The organism is Corynebacterium sp. LK31 (assembly GCF_014335015.1).
In the GTDB taxonomy this organism is placed as follows: domain Bacteria; phylum Actinomycetota; class Actinomycetes; order Mycobacteriales; family Mycobacteriaceae; genus Corynebacterium; species Corynebacterium jeikeium_D.
The window spans coordinates 280,038-300,774 of record NZ_PDGW01000006.1; the positions used below are offsets into that span (position 1 = coordinate 280,038).

17 protein-coding genes are annotated in these 20,737 nt (G+C 57.8%); 10 read left to right on the forward strand and 7 right to left on the reverse strand.

What is annotated here, in order from left to right; all coding sequences use genetic code 11:
- Positions 1-55: 55 nt before the first annotated feature.
- Positions 56-1,003, reverse strand: a complete 948-nt coding sequence (locus tag CRD18_RS01595; RefSeq protein ID WP_016421677.1) for an L-lactate dehydrogenase — start codon at positions 1,001-1,003, stop codon at positions 56-58.
- Between the two features lie 81 nt (positions 1,004-1,084).
- On the opposite strand from CRD18_RS01595, the gene CRD18_RS01600 reads away from it, so the two are divergent.
- The 3 genes from CRD18_RS01600 to CRD18_RS01610 all read left to right on the forward strand — a co-directional run bounded on the left by CRD18_RS01600 (position 1,085) and on the right by CRD18_RS01610 (position 4,840).
- A complete protein-coding gene (locus CRD18_RS01600) occupies positions 1,085-3,091 on the forward strand; it encodes an alpha/beta-hydrolase family protein (protein WP_242458654.1) in 2,007 nt (668 codons plus the stop codon).
- Positions 3,092-3,227: 136 nt separating this feature from the next.
- The gene (locus tag CRD18_RS01605; protein ID WP_005510435.1) at positions 3,228-3,824 is read left to right on the forward strand and encodes a superoxide dismutase; all 597 of its coding nucleotides are present in this window, start codon (positions 3,228-3,230) and stop codon (positions 3,822-3,824) included.
- Between the two features lie 170 nt (positions 3,825-3,994).
- Positions 3,995-4,840 carry a crotonase/enoyl-CoA hydratase family protein gene (locus CRD18_RS01610; protein ID WP_150963519.1) on the forward strand — a complete coding sequence of 282 codons (846 nt, stop codon included), beginning with the start codon at positions 3,995-3,997 and terminating at the stop codon, positions 4,838-4,840.
- Positions 4,841-4,844: 4 nt separating this feature from the next.
- Here the strand turns inward: CRD18_RS01610 and CRD18_RS01615 are convergent, their stop codons facing one another.
- Positions 4,845-6,665, reverse strand: a complete 1,821-nt coding sequence (locus CRD18_RS01615; protein ID WP_070602296.1) for a ribonuclease H-like domain-containing protein — start codon at positions 6,663-6,665, stop codon at positions 4,845-4,847.
- A 173-nt stretch (positions 6,666-6,838) separates the two neighbouring features.
- Here CRD18_RS01615 and CRD18_RS01620 point away from each other — a divergent pair, with 173 nt between their 5' ends.
- The 4 genes from CRD18_RS01620 to yidC all read left to right on the forward strand — a co-directional run bounded on the left by CRD18_RS01620 (position 6,839) and on the right by yidC (position 11,793).
- Positions 6,839-7,618: a DUF6474 family protein gene (locus CRD18_RS01620; protein ID WP_070602295.1), complete on the forward strand. Its 780-nt coding sequence runs from the start codon at positions 6,839-6,841 to the stop codon at positions 7,616-7,618.
- 160 nt (positions 7,619-7,778) lie between these two features.
- A complete protein-coding gene (locus CRD18_RS01625) occupies positions 7,779-9,536 on the forward strand; it encodes an alkaline phosphatase (RefSeq protein WP_224784283.1) in 1,758 nt (585 codons plus the stop codon).
- A gap of 348 nt (positions 9,537-9,884) precedes the next feature.
- On the forward strand, positions 9,885-10,238 hold the full coding sequence (locus CRD18_RS01630; protein ID WP_069359719.1) for an Lsr2 family protein: 354 nt from the start codon (positions 9,885-9,887) through the stop codon (positions 10,236-10,238).
- Between the two features lie 196 nt (positions 10,239-10,434).
- Positions 10,435-11,793 carry a membrane protein insertase YidC gene (gene yidC / locus CRD18_RS01635; protein WP_049171708.1) on the forward strand — a complete coding sequence of 453 codons (1,359 nt, stop codon included), beginning with the start codon at positions 10,435-10,437 and terminating at the stop codon, positions 11,791-11,793.
- Between the two features lie 53 nt (positions 11,794-11,846).
- Here yidC and CRD18_RS01640 read toward each other — a convergent pair whose 3' ends face one another.
- The 3 genes from CRD18_RS01640 to CRD18_RS01650 all read right to left on the reverse strand — a co-directional run bounded on the left by CRD18_RS01640 (position 11,847) and on the right by CRD18_RS01650 (position 14,382).
- Entirely contained in the window at positions 11,847-12,467 is a 621-nt protein-coding gene (locus CRD18_RS01640) for a TetR/AcrR family transcriptional regulator (protein WP_048731284.1), read from the reverse strand.
- 377 nt (positions 12,468-12,844) lie between these two features.
- Positions 12,845-13,138 carry a GlsB/YeaQ/YmgE family stress response membrane protein gene (locus CRD18_RS01645; protein ID WP_049171710.1) on the reverse strand — a complete coding sequence of 98 codons (294 nt, stop codon included), beginning with the start codon at positions 13,136-13,138 and terminating at the stop codon, positions 12,845-12,847.
- Positions 13,139-13,482: 344 nt separating this feature from the next.
- Positions 13,483-14,382, reverse strand: coding sequence for a universal stress protein (locus tag CRD18_RS01650; RefSeq protein WP_005510554.1), 900 nt, complete (start codon positions 14,380-14,382; stop codon positions 13,483-13,485).
- Positions 14,383-14,679: 297 nt separating this feature from the next.
- Here CRD18_RS01650 and CRD18_RS01655 point away from each other — a divergent pair, with 297 nt between their 5' ends.
- Genes CRD18_RS01655 through CRD18_RS01665 form a run of 3 tightly spaced genes read left to right on the forward strand, consistent with a single transcriptional unit; the run spans position 14,680 to position 19,169 of the window.
- Complete coding sequence (locus CRD18_RS01655) at positions 14,680-15,711, forward strand: pseudouridine synthase (protein ID WP_150963521.1); 1,032 nt, start codon at positions 14,680-14,682, stop codon at positions 15,709-15,711.
- A 17-nt stretch (positions 15,712-15,728) separates the two neighbouring features.
- A complete protein-coding gene (locus CRD18_RS01660; protein ID WP_172954627.1) occupies positions 15,729-16,523 on the forward strand; it encodes an ABC transporter ATP-binding protein in 795 nt (264 codons plus the stop codon).
- Between the two features lie 21 nt (positions 16,524-16,544).
- Entirely contained in the window at positions 16,545-19,169 is a 2,625-nt protein-coding gene (locus tag CRD18_RS01665; protein WP_049171715.1) for an ABC transporter permease, read from the forward strand.
- Between the two features lie 112 nt (positions 19,170-19,281).
- On the opposite strand, the gene CRD18_RS01670 is transcribed toward CRD18_RS01665, so the two are convergent.
- Together CRD18_RS01670 and CRD18_RS01675 are read right to left on the reverse strand one after the other, a co-directional pair.
- Entirely contained in the window at positions 19,282-19,725 is a 444-nt protein-coding gene (locus tag CRD18_RS01670) for a DUF2871 domain-containing protein (protein ID WP_016421692.1), read from the reverse strand.
- Between the two features lie 90 nt (positions 19,726-19,815).
- Positions 19,816-20,571: an SDR family oxidoreductase gene (locus CRD18_RS01675; protein WP_168168388.1), complete on the reverse strand. Its 756-nt coding sequence runs from the start codon at positions 20,569-20,571 to the stop codon at positions 19,816-19,818.
- Between the last annotated feature and the right edge of the window lie 166 nt (positions 20,572-20,737).

The window sequence follows — 20,737 nt, forward strand, 5'->3', positions numbered from 1 at the left end:
AAATGAGACGGCCGAAAGCGCATGTCGAGAAGACATCTACTCTCGCTACCAGCAGTTACTTCCAGAATGGATCCTGCACATCTCGGAGCGTCTGAATGGACTTGTCCAGCTGCTTCTTTTCGTATTCGTCCAGCTCAAGCTCGATAACGCGGCGAATTCCTCGACGGTTCACAATGGCTGGTGTTCCGATGAACACGTCCTCATGACCGTATTCACCTTGCAAGTATGCGGAGACCGGCAGAGCTACCTCTTGGTTCTGGAAAATGGCGCGCGTAATGCGGGCCAGACCCATACCGATTCCGTAGGAAGTGGAGCCCTTGGCATCGATAATCTCGTAGGCGGCATCACGGGTTCGGATGAAGATGTCCTCCAGCTCGTCGTGAAGCGCGGGGTCGGCGGCGAGGCGCTTGGACAGACTGACGCCTGCAACGTTGGCGCTGGACAACACCGGCAGCTCGGAGTCGCCGTGTTCACCAATGATGTATGCGTGCACGCTCATCGGGGAAACATCGTAGTATTCACCCAGCATGTAACGGAAACGTGCGGTGTCCAGGATGGTGCCGGAGCCGAAGACACGGTTGTGTGGCAGCCCGGAGTACTTCCACGCGGCGTATGTGAGTACGTCGACGGGGTTGGAGGCGATCAGTAGGAGCCCATCAAAACCGCTGGCCATGACGGAATCGACGATGGACTTCATAATTTTCATGTTCTTGTCCACCAGCTGTAGGCGAGTCTCGCCGGGCTTTTGTGCTGCGCCTGCACAGATGACTACCAGCGCGGCATCGTCACAGTCGGCGTACGTGCCCTGAGTGACTTTGGTGCGCGACGACGCCCACACGACGCCATGGTTTAAGTCCATGACGTTGCCCATCGTCTTCTTTTCGTCGATGTCAATGATTGCCAAATGGTCGACAGTGCCTTGGTTGACCAGTGAGTACGCATATGCCACGCCGACGTCGCCAGCGCCGATCAGCACGACCTTATTTCCTGTGGATAGCTTCATAGCCCTCGGATCCTTCTCAACCGATTCGGAAAACGTTGCGACACCCCACAGGCTACGCTTTGTGCGGAAAACTGGCGCGAGATGAATAAACCCCGTGGAAAAAATTTTGCCATGATGGGAGTTATGGGATTCCTGCGTCGCGCATTTACTTCGATTGCGCCCTCGATTGCGTCTACGGGCAACACACCTGTAGCTCAGCCAATCGAAACCACCAGGACAGTGCGAGCTGCACGAGCAGCGCGAACGGGAATTACAGGAGTCGCTGGCACAGCTGGCATGGCCAAAGCGCTGGGCGCAGTCGGCACCGGCAGTCTGATGGCGACCAAAGTCTTTCGCGAACGCCTCCTAGGTACCGGCCCTGGCACTATCCGCAGCGCACTGCGAGCGGGCATTCCCTCCAACCCCGGTCTAATTGGTGCAGAAATTGCGTCATGGGCTGCCTTTAGCCCCTCGCTGATGCCGCGTACTCGGATCGCCACCGTTACTGTGACCTTCCTGGCACAGCTGGCGGGCCATGTCACCGGGGTGGCTATCGGCTATGGCTACAACACGACGATGCGGCGTCTGGCCAGCACTCCGCTCAGCCGCTTTGCGCCGGCACCTCGACACGAGCGCGCACTGGCCGTGACCTGGCATGTTGCCACCACGGCCACCACCGCGGCGCTGTGGCTGCGCTCCATTTCCCAGCAGCGCGAAATTGGCCGCCTGGTGGGCAAGGATGAGCAGGAATCCGCACGCAGCCAGTTCGCCTCCACAATGATTGCCAGTGGTCTCTACCTGACCACTCGGGGGCTCTCCGCGCTGGCCAATCGCGGCTATGACTTACTGCGGGACAACCTCCGCCCCTGGCTGCCGCGCGGTCTCGCCCCGGTTCTCAGCGGTGCCATCGTCGGTGGTGCCGTGGCCGCCAGCATTGATCGACTGCTTATCCGTCGGACTTTGGAGTCCATCGCCAAGAAGTCCCGATACCTGAATACCCTGGTAGTTCCAGGCCGCATGCAGCCGTGGGAGCCAGAGCGTTCCGGTAGCCCGTGGTCTTTGGAGCCGTGGCACGCACTCGGCGCCGAGGGGCGCGTCTTCGTCGCCGAAGGCCCCCGTGCCCGCGACCTGGCAGCGGTCACCGGCAAGCCGCTCTCCGAACTGCAGGAGCCCATCCGCATTTATGCGGGCAAGGTGCCAGGTCGTTCTCTGCGGGAACAGGCGGAGCTCATCATCCGCGAGATGCACCGCACCGGCGCGTTCCGGCGCGATCATCTGGTTGTCTTCACCACCACCGGCACCGGTTGGGTGCCACCGTGGTCGGCGCAGGCTGCAGAGTTCTTGACCCTTGGCAACTGCGCCACTGTCGCTCTGCAGTACTCTGACCTCCCCTCCCCAGTGGCATGGCTAACGGACCACGAAACCCCAATCGCGGCTGGCCACACCCTTATCCATCGGGTGTTGCAGGAAGTCGACAAGATGCCGGAGAACGACCGGCCAAAGGTCTACGTCGCCGGTGAATCCCTCGGCGGGTTTGGCGGTCTCGGCGCATTCGAGAATTCCGCTGACATGCTCGCACGCGTCGACGGTGCTGTCTGGACGGGCGCACCACAGTTCTCCGCGATGTGGAAAGAGCTGACGCACCGTCGGACAAAGGGGTCTCCGGAAATCGCTCCAGTCATCGACGAGGGGCGAAACATCCGCTTCGCTACGCGCCCCGACGAGCTGTACCACTCCTTCTATGGCACCAAGTTCGGGCCGTGGGAATTCCCGCGCGTCGCATTCCTGCAGCATGCCTCTGACCCCATCGTTTGGTGGGATTACCCACTGGCCTGGCGCCGCCCCGACTGGCTTGCAGAGCGCGTCGGCCGCGATGTTCTCCCCTCCATGCGCTGGCATCCGTTCGTCACCTTCTGGCAGGTGCTTATCGACGGCCTCGCCTCCGTCACCGTCCCCGGTGGTCACGGCCACCGGTACGAGGAAGAAATGTTGCCAACGTGGGCTTCCATCCTCGACATTCCGCTTGACGACGACCTGGGTGGCGCGGCCGGAATGCGCTTCAAGCGCGTGAGTAAGTGGATTCGCCGCACTCAGCCGCCGCGTTCATAAACTTGTGACAGATATCCCTGAACAGCATTTTTTATGAATTTCGCATTAATTGTATTGCTTAAATGGTTGCGCATCCACTCATCTTGAGTACCATCGACGGCACAACCTAAAAACGTGTTGAGGAGGAATTTTCCTAATGACTAAGTACGAACTTCCTGAGCTGGATTACGCTTACGACGCTCTGGAGCCGCACATCTCCGGCGAGATTATGGAGCTGCACCACAGCAAGCACCACGCTAATTACGTCAACGGCGCCAACGCTGCTCTGGAGAAGCTCGCTGCTGCTCGCGAGTCCGGCGACTTCGCAGCTGTTACCGGCCTGTCCAAGGACCTGGCCTTTAACCTGGGTGGCCACACCAACCACTCCCTGTTCTGGAAGCTGCTGTCCCCGAACGGTGGCGGCCAGCCGACCGGTGAGCTGGCTGAGGCTATCGAGCGCGACTTCGGCTCTTTCGAGAAGTTCCAGGCTCACTTCAACGCTGCTGCTCTGGGCCTGCAGGGCTCCGGCTGGGCTGTTCTGGGTTACGACACCATTGCAGAGCGCCTGGTTATTGAGCAGATGACGGATCAGCAGGGCAACCTGTCCATCAACCTGAAGCCGGTTCTACTGCTGGATATGTGGGAGCACGCTTTCTACCTGCAGTACAAGAACGTCAAGGCTGACTACGTCAAGGCTGTCTGGAACGTCTTCAACTGGGATTACGCTGCAGAGCTGTTCGCAGCTGCCAAGTAATTTCAGCTAACAGCGCGCGGCTTTTTACGCGTCCCTGCCGCGCGCTAAAGATGGCTTACCGGCTCGCTGACGGGGCTTACCCTCAGCGGGTCGGTTTTTTGTGTCTTGTTTGAGACCACTTTTGGTATTTCCCGGGCGGCACACGTAGCCGTCGTTTAGCGTTAGTGCCCATGAACACCAGCAACAATGTCAACGTCGCCTATGAATACCTCGCCGTAGCTGATTCAGAGGCGGCGAAAATCGCTGTCGTCAGTTTGGACCGCGGAGACAAACTCAACGGTCTAACACTTGAGATGCTGACCGAGCTGTCCGCCGTCGCCCGGAAACTGGCAGCTGACCGTGATCTGCGTGGCGTAATCCTACGTGGCGAGGGCAAATCGTTTTGCGCTGGGCTCGATTTCGCGTCGGCATTTAAGAAGCCCTCGCGCATTCTGCGCTCATTCGTCCCCGATATCCACGGCACGAACCTGTTCCAGCGCGCCTGCTGGGACTGGCGACGCCTGCCGGTGCCGGTCATTGCGGCGGTGCATGGGCACTGTTACGGCGGTGGTCTACAGATTGCGCTAGGTGCTGATTTCCGCATTACGACGAGCGATGCCAAGTGGTCAATCCTCGAAGCGAAGTGGGGGCTGATTCCGGATATGTCCGGTATGCGAACCATTCTCGACGAGGTCAGCGCCGATACTGCACGTTGGCTGACTATGTCTGGCGAAGAACTCAACGGCAAGGAAGCAACTGAGATTGGTCTGGCGACGTGGGCCGTGGACACGGAGGACGCTGCGCTTGAGCTGGCCAAGGAGAAATTGGCACAGCTGGCGACGCGTTCGCCGGATCAGCTGGCGGCGACCAAGCGGCTTTTCCGCGATGTGCACCGATCGCCTCGCTCAACATTCCGTGCCGAGCGCACACAGCAGTTGCTGCTGTTAGCCCGCAAGAACACGGCCATCATTCGCAATGCTGCGATGAAGAAGGTCTCACCTAAGTTCGCCCGGCGCGGCACGTGGACGCGTGGTTAGCGCGCTAAGGAACCGGCAGGTCATCCCCATGCGGCAGGTCCGCGGCCGCGCGCTGTGAATCCAGCCAGTCGCGGACGTGGGCTACCGATCGGCAGTCATCGCCGTTGTAGCGCAGCAGCATAGCGCGCGCCTCGGCTTGCGTGAGCTTTTCAAAGGACTGTTCCGCGACAAAGTCGAGGTCAGTGGCCGTCGCAATGCGATACAGATCCAGCGATGCCTCGCCGTCAACATCGGCGTCGCGCCAGTGGAAGCCCGACCACGGGGCCACGACTTTCAGCCCCATGCCGACGGTGGAGAGGATCTGGCGACGGGCGACCTTCAGCATGTCCACCCAGTCCTCCGAGGCAATGAACTTGTCCACTTCTTCGCGGGTCGGCACCCGCACAATCTTTGTCGGGCCAGCTGCCTCGAAACCGGAACCAGCCACATCACCTGTGGCCAAATCCGCCGAATCTGCGGGCACCACATATTCCTGGCCGCCGAACCGGGTAGCGCTCTGACGTAGCCAATAGTTCTCGCCCTCTGCCGCCCAGCAATAGGCGCGGAAGGTCTTGCCTTGTTCATGCGCCGCATTTCGACGCCGCATCAGGTAATCCCAGAAAATCGCAAAATTCCTGGCCTCCGCCGTGCCGCCGAGCCCCTCTGGCCCCGGTGGCTCCCAGGTGATGAAGCCACGGTAGTCCTCCCCGGGCACCCAGGTTCCCCACAGGTAGGCGCCATCGTTGGGATACGCCTCCATATCGATGTCCATCTCGACATCGCCACGCGGGGCCGATGTCTTGGCGGCTACCCGGAGCGCGTCGACGTCGGCAAGCCGCGCCCTCGCCATCCACACCTGCTCCTTGCTGACGTGCGGAGTGTTGGTACTCGCCTGCGCCAATGCCGTGACCGTGTCGATGCCCACGCTGCGCAACCGCATGGACTTATCCCCAGGTAGAAGGAGGGAAATGTCGTCACTTGCGGTCAGCTCATCGAAGCAACGGTCGTGGTGATGGCAGGTTCGGCACTCCCGGATGCGCCGTGGCGCCAGCGGCCAGGTCCCTGGCGTAAACCGTGACGGTCGCCCCTGAGTGGCAGCGACGGCATCACGCGCGTCGCGCAACGCCATCCGGTACGAGGCCACGCGCGAACCCTCATCAGCAATGACGATATGCCGTGTATCCAGATTCATTCCGGTGGCACTAATCGCCCCCACCAGGCCACAGGACACGCCCAGCCGGTGCAGCATCGCCGCCGCCTGCCCCAGCTTCACAGCATCAGGTCCGTAATGCCGTAGCTTCCACTCATCCGTGACAACCATCGCCTGACGCAGGGTCCGCCCCATCACACCATCACGCCCGAGCCGGTCAACGCCCAGCAGTCGTACCTGCATCGCCGCCGCACGCGCCGCATTGCTTGACGACGGCTTACGCCGCCGGCCCTGTTTGCGCGCAGAGAGCAGATGCCGTGTGACAACCAGGACCGGCATGTACGTCGGTGAGGTCGTCTGCGGTGAATCATCGACCTTGACCAACAGATCAGGGTGGCAAATCTCGTCGATTCCCGAGTACACCCCGCCGGGAATCGGGCGCTCATGCATGAGCACGCCACCGGCGATGACGCTTTCTCCACGGGCGATGGCCTCAAGGGTATCCAGGTGAGCGTCCGGCCCCGAGGCCACTGTGTACAGGTCGGGGATGGACGCGATGGACGTCGGCAAGCGGTGCTCTTGGTGAGAAGCAGGTTCGACTAGCCGCCCCTCGCGCAGGTCGAGGCTCAGCCGGTAGCGGCAGCCGATGAGGTCGCTCGCGTGGAGAAGCGGGCGCGAAACGGATGAATCAGTCACAATGAGAATTAGCGTATCGCCACTCGGTAGGAAGTTTCACGTTAAGCTTGGATAGCAAGAATCGTGATGCAGCCACTGCATCTGGCAAGCGCACTCCGGCGCGGTGGGGTTTAAGGGTTTTCCGCCCCGCTTTTCCGGAGGGACTATCTGCGAGCAACTAGGCGAAGGAAAAAATGAGCTTCTTGGGTGACATCCGTGAGCGTCGGCGCGAAACCGCCAAGCAGGTGAAGGCTGCCAAGGCGAAGGCTAAGGAAGAGGCTCGCCACGCAGCTCGACTTAATCGCAAGGCACACAAGGCTGAGGTCAAGGCCGCTAAGCGCGACCAGAAGCACCAGCACAAGCTGGAGCTGAAGGAGGCCGCTGGCCGCGTTCGTTCTGAGGAAAAGCTCGGTAAGAAGGAACTCAAGCTGGAAAACCGTGCTCTGAAGCGCGCGGAGAAGATCCGCAAGGCAAGTGCCAAGGACGAGAAGAAGGCGCTGGCTGCCAAGCAGCGTCACCAGACCAAGATGGCCGAGAAGATCCTGGCACAGCAGCGCAGCCAGGGCTTCAACAAGGACAAGGCAAAGTCGTGGATCGGTGGCGCGCGCCTGCTGGTACCGGTGCTGGTTCCGCTGGCCTACCGCGCTATCACTGCCATTCAGCGCCGTGAACACTCGTCGGCCGCGCAGAAGTTCGGTGTTTCCGCTAATGATGCCGCTCGTTACCAGGGGCACGGTGCACCGCTGCTGGCCCGCATTGAGGCTACTCGCGGTTCGCTGACGGAGCTGCGTAAGTCGGGCGCCAAGGGCATCGATGGTTTTATCAAGGACGCCAACTCGCGTCTGGATGTCATGACTGATGCTATTAATACTGCCGAGAAGATGACCCCGGAGCAGCGTCGTCGCGCGCACCACTCCATTACCGCGGAGCTGGATTCGCTGGACCGCCAGATTATTTCGGAGCTGGGCGCGTAAACCCGGCCGCTTCAGGTTGAGGCCACTCGCCGAGATTCATCGAATTGAGCGCGACTGTTGTTGAACAGCAACAGTCGCGCTTTTGCTCTTATTACCCCCGTATCGGGCTATTTTTTCCCACCAATGGCGCTACGGACTGAGAACTACTGTAATGAGGGCTATGCCATCTTCAGATAAATCTCAGACTGCAGCCTCGAATCTGAACGGTGCGGTCTCGTACAGCGACGCAACAGCCCAAAAGCCATTCACCCCTTCTCGTCGTGCCGTACTGCGTGCCGGCGCTACCGGTGCTGCTGCCGGAGCCATCGGCCTGGCAACCGCTACCAGTGCGGGGGCCAATCCTGAGTCACAGTCCCCAGCTAATGCTGGCGGTTCCGGTGGTTTTCAGGTATTCCAACACGGCGTGGCCTCTGGCGACCCACTGCCGGACTCGGTTCTTATCTGGACTCGTGTGACCTCACACCCAGGCGATACCGCAGGTGCAAACCAGGGCCGTCCTGTTGCACTGAAGTGGGAAGTCGCTTCTGATGAGGGCTTCGGCAACATCGTTGCCTCTGGTGCCCTGAACACCGACCCGGATGCTGACAACACTGTCAAGATCGATGTCAAGGGTCTCTCCGCTGATTCCTACTACTTCTACCGCTTTACCGTCACCGCTGGTGATCACGCGGGCCAGGTTTCCCCGATTGGCCAGACTCGCACTGCGCCGCCGGTGAACTCCTCGCCAGATCACCTGGGCATCGCGCTGACTTCCTGCGCTAACTGGGAAAGTGGCTTCTTCTCCGCTTACCGCGACATGGCGGAAAATGACCGCATCGACATCATTATGTGTGTCGGTGACTACATCTACGAGTACGAGGCCGGTGGCTACTCCGGCAAGGGCCCGGTTCGTGACCACAAGCCGGCTCACGAGATCATTTCTCTCGCTGACTACCGCCTGCGCTACGCCACCTACCGTACCGATGCGGACCTGCAGGAAGCTCACCGCGCAAAGCCGTGGATTGTGACCTGGGACGACCACGAGGTCGCCAACGATGATTGGCACAGTGGCGCTGAGAACCACGACCCGGAGACCGAAGGCGACTACATTGCCCGCCGCGACGCCGCTATCCAGGCGTACCTGGAGTGGCTGCCGGTTCGCGCGGTCCCGTTCTCCCAGGGCGGAAAGCTCTACCGCAGCTTCCGTTTCGGCGATCTCGCCGACCTGACCATGCTGGACCTGCGCACCTACCGTGACCAGCAGCTGAAGTTCATCCGCGCTGGCGAGACCGATGATGAGAACCGCTCCATGCTCGGCTCTGAGCAGTTCAATTACCTGCTCGGCCAGTGGCGTTCCTCGAGCGCAAAGTGGCGTGTCGTGGGCAACTCCGTCATGTTCACTCCGGTGCTGGTTCCGCCGCTGGATCCGGAGGCCACCCGCGCTGTCACCGAGCTGCTGAGCTTGCCTCAGGACGGCCTGCCGTACAACTTGGATCAGTGGGATGGCTACGCTGCTGAGCGTCGTAAGCTGATCAACATCATGGATAAGGAAGGCTACGACAACGTTGTCTTCCTCACCGGCGATATTCACTCCTCCTGGAACTGCAACGTACCGAAGGTCCCGGGCGAGTACCCGAGTGCCGGCATTGCCGCTATTGAGATTGTCTGTACTTCCGTCAGCGCCCCGAATATCGATGACATTGTGAAGCTGCCTCAGGACAACCCGATTTCCTTGGCTGCTACCGCTGGACTCAAGGCTGCGAACCCGTACGTCAACTACCTCGAGTTCGACCGCCACGGCTACACTGCCGTCTACTTCGGCCGCGAGGACGTTACCTCTGAGTACCGCCTTGTCGAGGTCAAGGAAGAACCGAACCAGCCGCTTTTCGTCGCCGCTACCTACCGCGGCAAGCCGGGTCAGGGCATGACCCAGGCTTAAGCGCCTTCTCGTCCTTTCGCTTTACGACGACTACCGAGAGCGCACCCCGCATTGCGCCCTCAGTGGCGTAGTTGCTGTTCACGACGGCCCTGCACAACATGCAGGGCCGTCTTTTTATTACCCCAAGTTCTTGTGCACAATTAATCGAATTATTAACAAACCATGTATTCAATATAAGTTGCACAATCGAGCTCAATTATCGTCAATAGACATTAAATTTCTTTGCACTTATACTGTGGGGGAAAGAAAAAAGGGCTCGATATTAATTTGAAGTTTCACCGTATTGAAGTTTCACTGTAAGCCTTCTTCATTATTACAAGTTCAGCACCAAGCTTAGGCAGGGATTCTATGGCACGCCGCGAACTAATTCAGTACATCGACGACCTCGATGGGACTCCGCTTGATTCCGCAGATCACCAAGTCGTTCGTTTCTCTTTCCGCGGTAAGAACTACATTCTCGACCTCTCTCAGGAAAATGCAGAGAAGTTCGAGCAGGTATTAGAACCGTATATTGCGAAAGCTTCCATTGATCACAGCACGGTTGTAGCTCCGCGTAAGCGCTCTTCCGCTAATCCCAATGCCGCTGAGGCCCGTGATCGCAATCGCAAGATTCGCCAGTGGGCACGAGAGAATGGCATGGATGTTGCAGACCGTGGTGCGCTGCCAAAGCACATTATTGAAAAGTACGAGAGCGCTAACTAGTTCTCACCCAGGTCCGTTTGCCTTCCACTGGGTTTCACCCAGCTTTACTATCTTTAAAACAGGGTCCCGCCACAGCGGGGCCCTGTTTTAAAGTTGGGGCAGGTAATTCGAGTCGCTAGGATAGCGGCTGGAATTGGCACACCGGCCTCATCCGGTTGTCTTACTTTTCTTATCCTTGACATGGAGGAGTCGGCCCGTGGTCATTTTGGAACCATTCGTTTGGCTGGTCTCGTTTGTCCTTAAGGCGTGGCACCTTTTACTGGCCTCAGTGTTTCACCTGCCGTCTTCTCTGTCCTGGACGCTTTCTCTCTTCCTGCTGGTGTTTACGGTGCGTGGCGCTTTAGCGTTTCTCGCGTTCCAGCAATTTATCTCGGCGCGCAAGACAGCCAACCTACGGCCGCAGCTTTTTATGCTCAAGGAGCGCTACCGCAGGAGCATCGAGCCGAACTCGCCACAATACGTAAACTTTGCCAGCAAGGAAATGCGCAAAGCAGAGGGGATTAAGACCTCCGTAATGCTGGCGCCCCTCTTCGTCCAGATTCCCGTGATTATGGGCCTTGTTCGCATGCTGAGGCACATGCTGCGGGCGTCTGAGGGGCCTGGGCTGCCTGCGTCTCATAATGTCGGATTCATCTCTAAGGATGAGATCTCCGACTTTCTGAGCGCGACATTCTTGGGACAGCCTCTACCCGCATATCTGCGCATGGACCCGGAGCAACTGCAAATCCTCGGGGGCAATCATGATTCGCTGTTAACTTTCTGCATTATCGGCATCGTGGCAGCGGCCTTTTTCACCGGTTTTAACTTGGTCGTTTCCTACCGCCGGTTGCAGCGCACTCTCGACTATTCCAATAGCGTCAGTGTATTCCTCAGCAAATTCATGCGCGTAATGCTTATCTACGCACCGCTGATGATCCTCTTCGCGGGTTTCTTTGGCCCAACACCTGTGGCTCTAATTGTCTACTGGGTCACCAATAACTTCTGGACACTGACCCAAAATATCATTCTCACCCGCTATGTGGAAAAGACCTACCCGCTCACGGACGATTTCCGAACTCTTCAAAACCACCAAAAGGGTGAATACGAATCGGAGCGGGAAGAAAAGAAGAAGTTAAAGCAGGCCAAGCGTCACTTTTATATCAAATCCGCATTCGCTCCGTGGAAGATAAAGCAGCATAAGAGCGAATATGCCGCTATTGAGAAGGAATCGCGGGACCGCCGTAAAGCAAAGCAGGAAGAAGAATATGCCCAGGCTTTGAAAATTGCGAAGGTTCGCTACATGGTGACCCAGATGCGGCCTGGTGCTCAGGACAATTTGCCATCCCTGACGCAGGATATGAAGATTTCCTCGGGTATAGTTCCGCCGCTTCCCGGCCTGGCTAAAGTGCGGGACGACATGAAACGACAAGCCGAGAAAGCGCAAAAAGCACAGAAACGGCCGAAGCCAATTCTGATTGCAAAGAACCTGGGAATGCTACTCGGCCAGAATACGAAGAATATGGTTAAGAAAGCCACCGGCTCAAAGGAGTCGGACTGGAAACGCTTCCGAGATTAGCCCGTGAGTAAAAAGGCAAGAACTACGACGCGTTAAAAAAGGGAATTAAGTATTTACGTGACCAGGTCACGGGCCAGGTCGCGCGCCATCTGCAGCGGGTTCAGGTCTTTGGACATCTTGGCACCCGCGAGGCCGCCGTCGAGGTAGAGCAACAGCATATTTGCGTGAGCAGACGGCATACTAGATTCATTTTCAGTCAGCAGCGTGTGTAGCTGTTGCCAAACCCAGGAACGGTGATCGGCTGCGGCCTGACGGATGTCCTGCTCCGACTCCGTTTCCGGCCGCGGATATTCACTAGCCGCATTCTGGAAGTGTGAACCACGGAAGTCGATTGCCGGCTGCTCCGCAATACACTGATCAAAGAACGCGAGAATCTTCTCCGCCGGGGTATCCAACGAGGCCACTCGCTGCTCCCAAGCCTCCCGCCATTTGGCGTCGAGGTCTTGCAGATATGCAATGACTAGCTTGTCCTTGGATCCAAACAACGAATACAGGCTGGCTTTGGCCACATCAGCTTCCCGCAGGATGCGGTCAATGCCGACAACGCGGATACCCTCTGTTGTAAACAGAGTTGTCGCTGATGCCAGGAGGCGCTCCCGCGGACTGGGGCGGTTACGACGGCGAGAGGAAGCGCGGCCGCCTTTTGCGCCCTTGCCCGTTGTCGCTTCTGCCACGGCAGTACCTCTCGTCCTTCCAAAGTCACACCCCGTTATAACAGCTGCTTACTCGCAAACACCGGCATTAGCGCCATTGCTTTCGCAACACTGAGCAGGGCGTTCATAGTCTGTGATATTCCATTGTAGGCGTATCTGCGACTGTGATTTTGTAAAAGAACAAACTAGTCAGTCTTTCAGCCTCTAGTCCTACTTTAGCGTGCGATGATTGCCGCCCCCAACAGATGTCGCGACAATCGCAGAACGCCAACTTCACGACAACCGCACAACAAAAAAAGGGCATCTCAATGTTGATGAGATGCCCCGCGCTCTAGCTCACTATCCAGTAGATAGCAGCGTTACGACGCTTCGTGCATAGTCGCGCTGTTTTGCTTGGCTTACTTGCGCTTTTGAACCAGGCCGACAATCCACAACAGGATCACGGCGCCGAGCAGACAGGTGAGGAAGCTGAAGAACTTTCCGCCACCGGCGACATCAACGCCGAACAGGGTGAGCAGCCAACCGCCCAAGAAACCACCGACGATACCAACGACGATATTCAGGACGACGCCCATCTGTTCATCGGTGTTCATGATCTTAGAGCCGATCCAGCCGGCAAGACCACCGATGATAATCCAGCTGATGAAGCCCATCGTGGGACTAAAGGAGGCAGCAAGAAGAATCTCGTTCATGATAGATATTCCTTTCCCGAAATCGTTCTGACTCAACTATAAGTCTTTCCGAAAACTCTTGCATACACTGCAAGCACTATCAGGCCATTTCGGCCACTGAGAAACTAGCGAGATAACAGTCGGATAGCCACAGGAAAACTCTTATAAAATCTGCACTTTCTGCATGAAAACAGGGTTTATGCAGACGAGAGGCCTCATTTGGATAAACCGAAGCCGGCCCCGACACCTGTCGGAAACCGGCTAGGTTCTACTTATAAATATTCGGTAACGGTTTCTACTCTCGGCGCTAACCGCGCCTCGACGACCGCCGCCGGCGTCTTTTCTCAGCCCCCTCGAAGGGCGCTTTAGGCGTCAGTCTCCGGGCGGACGACCATCATCGGGCAAGCAGCCGCCTGCAGGAGTGCACGCGAAGTGGAGCCGAGCAGCATGCCCTTGAAACCTCCGCGGCCGTGGCTGCCGACGACCAGCAGCTGCGAGCCTTCCGAGGCATCAGCCAGAGCACGAACCGGGCGGTCGCGGGTAACAACCTTCTTGATGGCCACTTCCGGGTACTTCTTAGCGTACTTCTCCAGACGGTGGCCGAGCAGAGCCTTCTGCTCCTCTTCCACAACCTGCCACTGGCTCTGAGCTGCAGAAAGGCCAGCCAGGGAAGCCTGTACCTGCATATCCATCCAGGTATGAACTGCAATCAGCTCGGCACCACGGGCATCGGCCTCACGGAATGCGTACTCCGTTGCCTTTTCGGAAATATCGGAGCCATCGACACCGACAACGACAGGACCGTACTTGGTCTCATCGGTGACCAGGTTGTCCTCGCGGACAACAACAACCGGGCACGATGCGTGGGAAACAACAGCGGCGGAAACCGAACCCATGACCATGCCAGAGAGCCCACCCAGACCGCGAGAGCCCATAACCACCATGGTTGCCTGCTCAGACAGGTCGAGCAGCATGTCAATCGGGCTGCCCTCTTCAATCTGGTGGCTGACATCTACTGACGGTGCGAAGTCGAGGGCAATCTTCTTGGCCTCGTTAATCTTCTCCAGGGTCTCGGCCTCAAGATCGTCGTAAAGCTCCTGCGGCGGAACCATGCCCTCTGCGTAGAGGAACTGCGGCATGGAGTAGCTGCTGACCAGACGGAGCGGCTCACCGCGCTTCACTGCGGTGTTAGCGGCCCACTTGACGGCGGTCTTGGATGCCTCCGAGCCATCGACCGCGCACACAATGATGTTCTGCCTTGGCATTGATTGCCTCCTTATTATGCGATCCATAAAAATTGGCTCTCCGCGGCCCGACCGCAACGCAGCTACACCTATCGCACCTGCTTGGACGCCATTTTAATGGACAAGCTTTGCTATTTAGTCAACTCTTCCGAGCCAACCCTTTTATTACTTTCACCTCCACCCTACCCCCATTATGTTGCGACCGACAGGGCAGAATGTTGTCCACCTACGCCATTAGGGGCGGTACCAACACAGCCCTGCGCCAGCAGCTCCGCTTGCCCGCCGGGTGAATCCGGGGCACCTGTTAAAGTCAGCCGTATGCGTCGCATGCCACTGCCCATTCGCGATGGGCTCAACCCCTCCCGCATCGCCGCTCCCGGGCGTCGTGGCGATGCCCCCACCCGTGCGTGGGATCTGCTCGCAGGCGCTATCGCAGGTCAAACCTACCGCCACCCAGACGATGATGAAGCGGCTGTGGCCAAGCGTTTTGCAGATGGGCTCGTCGTTCGCGCCAACTCAGTGCCCTACAGTCCAGATGACATGGCGAAGCCCGGCGCGGAAATGTGGTTTTACCGCACCCCGGCACCGGAGCGCACAATCGCGGGGCCGATGCCGATTGTCTTTCAAGATGACAACCTTGTGGTCGTCGACAAGCCGTCGTTTTTGGCAACGATGCCGCGCGGCCGACACATTACGGAAACTGCTGTGGTTCGCCTGCGGCGGGAGCTGGGTAATCCGGAGTTGGTTCCCGCGCATCGCCTCGACAGGCTGACGTCGGGGTTGCTCATCTTTACCGCCCGGCGCGAGGTTCGCGGCGCCTACCAGGGGCTTTTCGCATCGGGGGAAGTCACTAAGCGCTACCACGCACTGACGTCGCCTACACCCATCGCTGGCGCGGCCAGCGAAGCCCTGCCCGAGACCCCACTGGAATTGCGCACACGACAGCACAAAATTGCTGGCCAGATGCAGGCTTATACTCTCGAGGGCGAGCCAAACGCCCACACCATCATCGAGCGCATTTCGCTTGTCGACGTGCCTTCGGACGCCGACGGCCTCGCTGCCGACAGTGGTCGCGTTGCGCTGTGGCAATTGAAGCCCATCACCGGACGCACTCATCAGCTGCGGCTGCACTTGAGTGAACTGGGCTTTCCCATCCTGGGTGACCAGTACTACCCGGAGATTCTGCCGCTGGAGGCCGAGAATACCTCGGAGCCCCTGCACCTGGTCTGTGTTGAAATGAGTTTCGCTGACCCCGTGACTGGGGAACAACGAACGTTCCATTCCCGTCGCAGCGTTTTCAATCCGCTTTCGCTGCCGGATATTAATTCGCCGTTGATCAAATCTAATTAGAAGAGAGCCCCTCCCCCATGTCTGCCAAGCATGCAAAACGCCCCACCAAATCATCCGCTGAGTCTTCTTTGAAGCATTCCGCCCCACCAGCGGCGGCCTACGCTGAGGGGCTCACCAAGAAGTACGGTGTCGGCAATGCCGCTGTTACTGCACTGGACCATGTCGATATCTCTTTTGCCGCTGGTGAGTTCACCGCGATCATGGGGCCGTCCGGGTCGGGTAAGTCGACATTGATGCACTGCATGGCCGGCTTGGACTCCGCGACGTCGGGAAGCGCGTACATCGGCACGACGGAACTGTCGAAGCTGTCGGACAAGGAGATTACGGCGCTGCGGCGTGACCGCCTGGGCTTTGTGTTCCAGTCCTTCAACTTGGTGCCGACGTTGACAGCGGCGGAGAACATCACCCTGCCTATCAATATCGCTGGTCGTAAGGTGGATAAGCAGTGGTTCGAGGAAATCACCACGCGCCTCGGGCTTAAAGAACGGCTTACGCACCGCCCCTCGGAACTGTCCGGTGGCCAGCAGCAGCGTGTCGCCTGTGCGCGTGCCATTGTCAGCCGGCCGGAGATCATCTTTGGAGATGAGCCGACGGGCAACTTGGACTCGAACTCATCCCGTGAGGTGTTGACGATTCTCCGCGATGCGGTTGATGACATCGGCCAGACCGTTGTCATTGTGACGCATGATGCCACCGCCGCGTCCTACGCAGACCGTGTTGTGTTCCTCGCGGATGGCCGCGTGGTTGACGAGCTTCGCAACCCCACGCCCGCCGATATTTTGGCGCGCATGGCAGATATTGAGAATCTTTAGGAAGGCAGGTCATCTCTCCCCATGGCATCATCGTCTTCCACGCTAAGCCGCGTCGCCTGGCGTAATATCACCTCGCACAAGTTGCGCCTCGTGCTCACAATTATTTCGGTCGTGCTGGGCACAGCCTTCATCACCGGCGCATTTGTGTTCACATCATCGCTGGACAAGGCCTTTAAGGGCGCAATGAGTACCGCTTATGACGGTGTCGACGTGGTGGTGACGGCCCCAGCTGACAATCCCGGTGCTCTCACCGAAGAAACCGCGCAGGAAATCGAAAGCTTCCCCGGGGTCCGAGCCCTCAACATTGGCGATCCCAACAACAGCATTACGGCCACAGGAGCCGACGGCAAGCCGATTCAAACCAATGGTTCGCCATCGATGGGTCTTCCCTACTATCCAGCGGCCGAAGCGGTGGGCAACAAGGTCACGGTTACCGAGGGGCACGCGCCGGAAACACCAGGTGAGGTGGTCGTCAACTCCACCACCGCCGAACTCGGCAACCTCCACGTCGGCACTGAAATCAAAGTGGCCACCCGCCTCGATCGGGCGACGGTGAAGGTTGTCGGCATCGCTGATACCTCCATCGACGAAACCGGCTACCTCGCGGTCTTTTTCACCCAGAATCAGTGGCGCAAGCTCTACGGCGCGGACAGCCATATGGACATGTTCACCCTCGCCGCCGATTCCACCACTGACGCTGCCACGCTTACCCGTGATGTCGCAGAAGCATTCCCCGAGCTCAAGGTAGAGGCAGGCTCTAAGCTCGCCGAGGAGGCCTCCGAACGTGTCTCCTCTGCCTTAAGCTTTGTCAACTACTTCCTCATCGCTTTCGGGCTCATCGGGCTGCTTGTGGGCATCTTCATCATCTCCAATACTTTCACCATGCTGGTCACTCAGCGCATGAAGGAGTTCGCTCTCCTCCGCGCCCTCGGTGCTTCACGACGACAGCTCACTGCGTCCGTCCTCTTGGAGGCATTCATTGTTGGCCTCATCGGTTCCGCACTAGGTGTCATCACGGGATTTGGGCTGAGCCAGGGGCTATTCATGCTTCTCGATGCCATGAGTATCTCCATGCCCGGCGATGGCCTGACATTCGAACCGGTGGCAGTCATCGTTCCTCTCCTTGTCGGCGTGGCCATCACCATGATCGCCGCCTGGACGCCGGCCGCCCGCGCTGGCGCGGTCCCTCCTGTAGAAGCCATGCGCTCTGGGGATCAAACAACCAGCAATAGCCTCAGTGCTAGGACGTGGACCGGTACTGTGCTGGCGTCCGCCGCGATCGCAATCATTGCCTGGGCATTGCAGTGGAACGACGCAGAAACCAAGATTCGTGCCATCTTCGTTGGTGTCGGTGCAGTGATGGCCGTAGCCTCCGTCTGGCTTGTCGGCCCCGCGCTGTCCATGCCTCTGATCGGAGGACTGGGGCGCGTCGTAGGTGCGCCTTTTGGAACCGTCGGCAAGCTTGCGGCGACGAACTCCCACCGCAATCCGCGCAGAACGGGAACCACATCGTTTGCACTGACGCTCGGGCTTGCGCTGGTGACTGTGATTGGCATGTTCGGTGTGTCCATGAAGGAGGCGGTCAATGAGTGGTCAGAGACCAATCTGACGGCTGACTTCGTGCTCTCGCCACCTCTGACCGCGCATTCGGCCCTGCCACTTGGGGTCGAGGATGCGGTGAAGGATATCGATGGTGTCGACGACACCGCAACCTTGTCGATTGGTGCGCTGCTGGTGATCCCGCCTGAGGAAGCCGCCACGATGATAGCTTCCGACGGCGAACAAACTGAAGTCGGACCGGAATCTAGTAATGCGTCGGTTTTCAACTCCAACGTCGGCAAATGGTACGGCACTCGCGCCATCCAGGGCTCCCTGGATCTGGCCAAGCCGGATGCGGGAATTGTCATCAGCGAATCAACAGCGAAAAAGAATAGTTGGAACGTTGGCACTGAACTCGCAGTTGTTTCCAAAGGCGGCATAACACGGCTCCCCGTCACCGGCATTTTTGCTGACACAAGTGATCCCGGCCAGTCGATTATGGTCTCCGACGAAGCCGCCCATAAATATGTCAAAAGCAGCCACCTGTTGCCTTTCCAGACCTACGTCGATATTTCTGATTCCATCGCGGCAGACAGCGGCTCCATGGATGAAATGAAGCAAAAGCTTAGCGACGCAGTTGCGGACTACCTCGTAGTACAGGTGATGACTGCTAAGGAGTTTGCGGGTCTGGCTAATGCCTCTATCGATGTCATGCTGGGAATCGTCTACGCTCTGCTGGCCCTGGCGGTCATCATTTCGATTCTGGGAATTATCAATACTGTCGCACTCTCAGTTGTCGAGCGCCGCCAGGAGATTGGCATGCTTCGGGCCGTCGGCCTGCAACGCTCGGGGATTCGCCGGATGATTCGCCTGGAATCTGTGGAAATCTCCATTTTCGGCGCGGTTGTAGGTATTGTCCTCGGCTTGTTCCTCGGCTGGTCACTTCTGACCGTGCTGAAGGATGAGGGCCTGAATACTATCGCGGTACCGTGGCTGCAGATCGTTCTCATGCTGCTTGGGTCTGCGCTTGTGGGCATTATTGCTGCTCTCGGCCCTGGTCAGAAAGCCGCGAAGACACCGCCCCTGGCCGCTATCGCAGACGAATAGTCGCCGTTATATGAAAGCGCCCCGTGCAGATATTGTTTCTGCACGGGGTTTCTATTTCGCCTTATCGCCTACGCCGAATCAGCAATCCAGCTCACGCATTTCCACTGGAAATTCACACGGCCGCGTTGGCCTTGCGAACCTCGCGTTCACGATTCTTCAGCGCCTTATTGAGAAGCATAAAGAACCACACAAAGCCGACCGTCAGGATAATGTGGCCGAGTCCTGCAATTCCCGAGTACATCGCACCCCAGGCCTCCGGGCCTGAAACAACGTGCACGATACCGTTAGCCACCATCATGCCAATCGTCCAAACAATGCCGACATTCTGAACGATGAACCAGCGATCAAAGCCCTTGACAGCTGAAATATTGAATTGACCATCCAATGCCAGCGCAACCAAGAAAAAGATTGTGCCAAGAACAAGGAAATGCGTGTGCAGCGTATTGAGCTGCGTTTTATCCCCGAAATCCATCGCACGGGTAAATTCACGATAGAAAACGCCAGAAAACAGACCAAGACCGAGATACACCGAAGCAGCTGTGAATAACTTACGCATACTTCGTAGCCTACTCAGATAACGCTGGCTTCTAAACGGACCAAACCCAGGGGGTTAAACGAAAGTTTGATTCCGCGAATCTAGACGGCCTCAAACTAACCGCGCGAATCGAGCCACCACACGTTTCGGCACAGTTTTGGATAGGGCCATCACCAGGCCATATAGGCCGGGCGCTACCTCCGCCCGACCCCTCTCCGCTCCACGTAACGTGCGCTCCACTAGATAATTGAGATTCTGCTCCGGCATGAGACGCAACTTCACCGACTTCGCCTGCTTCACGACGTCCCGTAGCGCCTTGGTCTTAACCTTTCCCGGGTAGCAAATAGTTACAGTTACACCATTAGGTTTCAATTCCTCTCCAAGGCAGATACCCCAGTGCCGAATAAACGCTTTCGATGCTGTGTACACCGCCAGCCCTGGAGTTGGTGCTACAGCTGAGATCGATGAAACGAAAATGATGTGGCCGTTCTTTTCGAATAAATCGTTTAGCGAGTAAACCGCTGCGACCGTACCGCGAATATTCGTCTGTATCATTTGATCAGCCTGCGAAAAATCCTGGGTTTTAACATCGCCATAATTCGCATACGCGGCATTGAGGATTAAATAAACTATCGTCGCGTGATGGCGCTCGACATAATTCCGGATTTTATCGCCAAAATCATCATCGGACTGGTCTAGACGAAGATGGCGAAGACGAGGACCTTGGCTCCTAGAGCGCTCAGAGTCCTCGCTGGAAGAATCATCGTTGTAGCTACGAGAAACACACCAAATTTCATCTAGGTCCGGACGTAGCTGCCCGAGTTTATCGGCGAAGACGGCGCCTATGCCCCGAGATGCTCCAGTCACGATTCCCACTCGCATGAATTCCAAGATACAGCTGACTGGGAGGAGCAATTAAAACGGCGACGACGTAGCGCGCCGCATAGGAATAAGCATACGAACAGCAAAATGCAGCACTAAAACGCTAGTTAATTCTGTTTACCTGTGGGTAAAACAAAAGTGGGCCGCAGCC